3 protein-coding genes and 1 tRNA gene are annotated in these 6,588 nt (G+C 41.4%); 2 read left to right on the top strand and 2 right to left on the bottom strand.

Translation table 11 applies throughout. The features are described 5' to 3' along the window. Positions 1-618: 618 nt before the first annotated feature. Positions 619-693 (bottom strand) — tRNA-Val (locus ACE1EF_RS11005). A gap of 163 nt (positions 694-856) precedes the next feature. Here ACE1EF_RS11005 and ACE1EF_RS11000 point away from each other — a divergent pair. Further along, positions 857-1,432, top strand: coding sequence for a hypothetical protein (locus ACE1EF_RS11000; protein WP_375720716.1), 576 nt, complete (start codon positions 857-859; stop codon positions 1,430-1,432). 103 nt (positions 1,433-1,535) lie between these two features. On the opposite strand, the gene ACE1EF_RS10995 is transcribed toward ACE1EF_RS11000, so the two are convergent. Further along, positions 1,536-3,482 carry a glycoside hydrolase family 97 protein gene (locus tag ACE1EF_RS10995; RefSeq protein ID WP_375720715.1) on the bottom strand — a complete coding sequence of 649 codons (1,947 nt, stop codon included), beginning with the start codon at positions 3,480-3,482 and terminating at the stop codon, positions 1,536-1,538. Positions 3,483-3,897: 415 nt separating this feature from the next. Between ACE1EF_RS10995 and clpB the strand changes: the two genes are divergently transcribed. After that, complete coding sequence (gene clpB, locus ACE1EF_RS10990) at positions 3,898-6,483, top strand: ATP-dependent chaperone ClpB (protein WP_375720714.1); 2,586 nt, start codon at positions 3,898-3,900, stop codon at positions 6,481-6,483. The last annotated feature ends 105 nt before the right edge of the window (positions 6,484-6,588 follow it).

Here is a 6,588-nt window from a genome sequence, read left to right as displayed (position 1 = left end):
CCTCTTGCTTAAATAATTCTAATTACTGAAATGATTAATGGAAGTGGGGCGTACTGTCCCGAAGCATCGGGAGAACCTGTGACCTCTTGCTTAAATAATTCTAATTACTGAAATGATTAATGGAAGTGGGGCGTACTGTCCCGAAGCATCGGGAGAACCTGTGACCTCTTGCTTAAATAATTCTAATTACTGAAATGATTAATGGAAGTGGGGCGTACTGTCCCGAAGCATCGGGAGAACCAGTGACCTCTTGCTTAAATAATTCTAAGTACTGAAATGATTAATGGAAGTGGGGCGTACTGTCCCGAAGCATCGGGAGAACCTGTGACCTCTTGCTTAAATAATTCTAATTACTGAAATGATTAATGGAAGTGGGGCGTACTGTCCCGAAGCATCGGGAGAACCTGTGACCTCTTGCTTAAATAATTCTAATTACTGAAATGATTAATGGAAGTGGGGCGTACTGTCCCGAAGCATCGGGAGAACCAGTGACCTCTTGCTTAAATAATTCTAAGTACTGAAATGATTAATGGAAGTGCGGCGTACTGTCCAGAAGCATCGGGAGAACCTGTGACCTCTTGCTTAAAAAATTCTAATTACTGAAATGATTAATGAAAGTGGGGCGTACTGGATTCGAACCAGTGACCTCTTGCCTGTCAAGCAAGCGCTCTAAACCAACTGAGCTAACGTCCCAAATTTATGCTACAAAAGTATAAGATAATTTCGATTTACAAAACAACGTATTTTCCTAATTAAACGGATTAAACATTCATCATTTTCAACCATTATTTATCGGATAAAACTTTTATGCTGAAAGCAGACGCTTTTCTTATATGTCTTTGTATTTTTGCATCTTATGAAAAATGACAACAAAATAAAATTTCTACTTAAAAACCTCTTTCGCGGTTTAATCTATTCACTTATTATTGCAGCCGCATACCTGCTATTCAGGAAGTTCTTTGTAAATGATAATCATGAAATGTGGCTGGGCCTTTTTTACAGTAATCCCACGCTTATTTACCTTATTTATATCGCATCAGAAGTTTTTTTTGGCATTATTCCCCCGGAATTCTTTATGCTCTGGGCCTATAACAATTCCAGCCTGATTGAATATGTTTTAAATGTAGCCTTTTTTGCAGGCATATCCTATGGTGCAGGAGTTTTGGGCTTTATGATTGGCCGGCTATTAAAGAAAACGGTTATATTTAAATACATGGGAAGAAGGTTTTTTCAACAATACTGGCCCATGTTTAAAAAGTTCGGATCTGTTTTAATCATTGCAGCTGCACTCACACCACTTCCCTGGGCAGCGATCAGCATCCTGGTAGGTTCAACCGAATACAGGTTCAACCGGTATCTCTATATGGCCGTATTCCGAATACTTCGCTTTGTGGTCTATGGCTACATTATATTTCAAACACACCAGTTTTAATAAGCTTTACGGCTAATTACATTTTTACAGGCCAAAAGTTTATTTCTCCCAATCAGAAACTTATTATCTGGCTCTTAGAATAATGATACCAATCCATTCCTAATTATTCGTATAAAACGGCACCTCCTTCAGGAAGCAAGGTCAGTTTTATTTTACCTTTCTTACCCGGCTTTAGCATTTTAAAGCCTGCAGATCGATCTTCATTATCGTAAATACAGTTGACTTCCTTTCCCGCCAGCATGGGCAGATCAACCTTAAGTTCCTTCACATCTTTTTCTCCGTTTACGGCCACCACATACCATTTATTGTCTTTTTTCCGGGCCAATACAATGTATTTTCCCGGATAGCCGTCCACAAATACAGTTTCATCCCAGCTGGCAGGTACCTGTCTGATAAAATCAAGAACATATTCCGGTTGTTCCTCAAGGTTGTTTGGCGTGATACCAAAATGCTGAACCGGAGAGAAGTACAATACTGACGTGGCTGTTTCAAAAGCATCTGTCGTACGTCTTATGTTGCCACGATTAGCATTATCACGGCTTAAGCGTTTATTATAAAATACCGGAGCAAAATCCATGGCGCCAACTGCGTTCCTCACAAACGGCAGAATGGTTGCATTATAGGCCTGCTTGTCGGTATGATACTGATTAAAAATCAGGTTCTCTGAAGCTAAAACTGCCTCGGAGGTGACATAATTAGGATACATCCGTTGCCAGCCCCTTGGAAAAGTACAGCCATGAAAAGTTATGGCAAGTCCATAATCATTGGCATCAGATAAAATATCTTCATACAGCTTCATGGTCTCCTGCTTATCCCCGCCAAAAAAGTCTACTTTTAAGCCTTTAACACCAATTTGCTTTAACCATGCCATTTCGTTTTTACGTGCCGGTGCTGTATTCATTTTATCCTGCGGTGTCTGTGGCGCATTATTCCACCAGCCATTCGAATTATACCAAAGAATCACACCAACATTTTTTGCTGCCGCATACTGAACCAGTTCTTCCATTCGCTTACGACCAATATTGCGGTCCCACCAGTTATCTATCAGTATATATTCAAAGTTAAGTGCAGCAGCCAGGTCAATGAATTTTATCTGATCCTTATAATTAATACTGTAATCCTGCCATACGATCCAACTCCAGGTTGCCCTGCCGGTCTTATAGTCCCGAGATGGCTCATATAGTGGTTTAACCACATCAAATGCCACTGTAGATTCAACAATCGGCTTCAGGGTTTCTCCAACGGTTATGGTCCGCCAGGGCGTTTGTGCAGGCAATGCCATTGCTGCGTAGGTTCCACCAATACCGTTATTTTCACCAGCCTGTGGAAATGCCAGTGGATAAATCCCCTCTTCACTCCCTTCTCCAAGTCTGGACCCGACATATCGGCTGTCTACTCCGGTTTCCGATATCAGTACCCAGCCCTGTTCGCCAATTTTAAATAAAGCAGGAAATGTGTATCCAACACCATATTTTGAAGGTGTACCAACCGGCTCATTATACGTATATTCCTCTTCGTAACTTGGTTTGGTTCTTTCCCAACCAGTCATCGGCAAAGCCTGAGGTGTGATAAAGGTGCTGCTGTAATCCGGTAAATTAAAAGCTGTGGCTTCAGAGTTTACCCTTAGGTTTGTTTCCGGTCCGGATACTGCAACATAGTATGAAAATGCCACATCATTGTTACTGACTCTGAAGATGATCTTTAGTGTATCTGCTTCCGAATTCAAAAAACTGCAAACCATCTCATTTGCGCTGTAATGAATACGGCTTATCTTTGCCCTGTTCATGGTATAATCTTCATCAATTCGCCTTGTTGATTCGGAAATAAAAGTCATGTTTTTTGTAAAATCGCCAATAGATGTGTTCAGACCAAGAGAAGCCGGTTCCAAAAACACATCACCGTTTTTCGCAACCTGGTACATTGGAGTACCCTCTTTTAATTCCAACTGTACCTGCAGCTGACCATCAGGTGCGCTAACGGTGAAAACTTCCTGAGCGAACATACTCAGCATATTAATAATCAACAGGGTGATAACTAAAAGATTCCTCATTTTCTTTTGTTTTAATTCCGGGTTAACAGTTTTTTTATTGAGTATAAAAATCGTTTTTATTTTTGATTGAACCAAAGAATTTTTGCAAACAAACATCATTACAGGTGCTTATTATAAAATGAGGAGTTGTTGTATTATCCCACCTGCTTTAATCGGATCCTGAGATCCGTGTTCCTGTTTCTACCTTAACATTTTGTTATTATATAACCTGCAACAAGAAAAAATCCTTAGGACGATATGTCATATAATCAGCTTAATATCATGACATTAAGTCAATAACCATACCCTGAAAATGCCAAATTGACAACACGCAATAAAGTCATTTTTCCAGAGTAACTGACTATCAATTTGTTATAAAACGGCATTAAAGTATGGCAAACCTTTTGGTGAAACTCAGAACAAAAACAATTGAGTTATGAATCTGAATAATTTAACGATTAAAGCACAGGAGTCGGTTCAGCAGGCTGTTCAGATTGCACAATCCTATCATCAGCAGGCCATAGAACCGGGACATATCCTGCAAGGCATACTGCAACATGCAGAAAACATGACTGATTTTCTGTTTAATAAACTGGGAGTCAATAAAAATGCGATAAAACAGGCACTTCAAAGCCACATAGAAACCTATCCTAAAGTGTCGGGTGGGGAACCATTTTTATCACGTGAATCCTCCGAGGTGATACAGAAAGCATCGGATCATGCCGGTAAAATGGGCGATAAATTTGTTTCTGTTGAACACCTTCTGTTAGGTGTTGCACATTCAAAAGATGGGGCAGCAAGGATAATGAAAGATGCAGGTGTTACGGAATCAGAACTTAAAAAGGCTATTCTGGAATTGCGTAAAGGATCAAAAGTTGAAGATCAGAATGCTGAGAACACGTTTGATTCACTGAATCGTTTTGCGATCAACCTGAATGAGAAGGCGAGATCAGGCAAACTTGACCCGGTGATCGGCAGAGATGAAGAAATAAGACGTATTCTGCAAATTCTTTCAAGACGAACTAAAAATAACCCGGTATTAATCGGTGAACCCGGAACCGGAAAAACAGCAATAGCTGAGGGACTTGCTCATCGGATCATAAGAGGTGATGTTCCGGAAAACCTTAAAACACGTGAGATCTATTCACTAGACATGGGCGCACTGATTGCCGGAGCCAAATACAAAGGGGAATTCGAAGAGCGATTAAAGGCGGTGGTCAATGAGGTTATTGCCTCCGAAGGTCAGATCATACTTTTTATTGATGAGATCCACACTTTGGTTGGAGCCGGCAAAGGAGAGGGTGCGATGGATGCTGCCAATATTCTTAAACCGGCATTAGCCCGGGGTGAGTTACGTGCAATTGGAGCTACCACTTTAAGTGAATACCAGAAGTATTTCGAGAAGGATAAAGCTTTGGAACGCAGGTTTCAGACCGTTATGGTAAATGAACCGGATACGATGAGTTCCATCTCTATTCTGAGGGGTTTAAAAGAACGGTATGAGAGTCATCATAAAGTCAGGATTCTGGATGAAGCCATTATTGCAGCAGTGGAACTGAGTCAGCGCTATATTACCGAACGCTTTCTGCCGGATAAAGCCATTGACCTGATGGATGAAGCTGCAGCCAAATTACGTCTGGAGGTAGATTCATTACCGGAGTCTCTGGACGAACTGGGACGGCGGATTAAACAGCTGGAAATTGAACGCGAGGCCATCAAAAGGGAAAACGACAAAGTGAAACTGGCCAATCTGACCCAGGAAATTGAAAACCTGAAAGAACAGGAGACTGAACTGAAAGCCAAATGGCAGAGCGAGAGAAATCTGATAGACAGAATACAAAAAAGCAAGGCCGGTATTGAGGAACTCAAACTTGAAGCTGAGCGTGCTGAACGTGGCGGCGATTATGGAAGGGTTGCTGAGATCCGTTATGGGAAGATCAAGGAGGAAGAGGCTAACATTGAGAAAGCCCGTATGGAACTGATAGAATTACAGGGAGATGACCCGATGATCAAAGAGGAAATTGATGCGGAAGATATAGCCGAAGTGGTATCACGCTGGAGTGGTATCCCGGTCACACGCCTGCTGCAGGGAGAACGAGAAAAACTTTTGCATCTGGAAGACGAATTGCACAAACGCGTTATCGGTCAGGATGAGGCCATCAGTGCCGTATCCGATGCGGTACGTAGAAGTCGGGCCGGCTTGCAGGATCCGAATAAACCAATCGGTTCATTTCTGTTCCTTGGAACTACAGGTGTTGGTAAAACAGAGTTGGCCAAAGCGTTAGCTGAGTATTTGTTCGACAATGAAAATGCCATGACCAGGATCGACATGAGTGAATACCAGGAAAAATTTGCAGTTACAAGGCTGATAGGATCACCACCTGGATATGTAGGATATGACGAGGGGGGACAGTTGACCGAAGCCGTGCGCCGTAAACCATACAGCGTCATACTTTTCGACGAGATCGAAAAGGCACACCCGGATGTTTTTAACGTCCTGCTTCAGGTTCTTGACGACGGAAGACTGACCGATAACAAAGGTCGTGTGGCAAACTTTAAGAACACCATCATCATCATGACCTCAAACATCGGATCCAATATTATCCGTGAACGTCTTGAGGGTTTAAATGATGAAAACAAGGAAAGACTTGTTGCTTCAACGCGAAATGAAATTTTCAGTTTGCTGAAACAAACCATCAGGCCGGAATTTCTGAACAGGATTGACGAGCTGATCATGTTTACACCTCTTAATCTGAGTGAGATCAAGGATATTGTTAAGTTGCAGATTAAAAATATCAACAAACTGTTGTTACGCAATAACACAACACTATCCTTTACGGATGCAGCCATTGAGCATATTGCAAAAGCAGGCTTTGATCCTTTATTCGGGGCACGTCCCATTAAGAGGATGTTGCAGCATGAAATACTGAACAGGTTATCGAAAGAAATTCTGAGTGGTAATCTGGGAGAAAAGGAGACAATATCCGTTGACTATAAAGATGGTGACATCCTTTTTATTTAGAACAAATACAAATTTTCGAAAGCCGCTTCACGCGGCTTTTTTTTATGCTTTAATTTTCTAATTTTGAATAACCTGTTTTATATAAATCAGATAAAAGTGATCTGC

The sequence above is a fragment of the Quyinboa sediminis genome (genome assembly GCF_042219855.1).
Lineage (GTDB): Bacteria > Bacteroidota > Bacteroidia > Bacteroidales > UBA5342 > JBHJHP01.
This window is presented reverse-complemented; position numbering and strand designations above follow the sequence as displayed.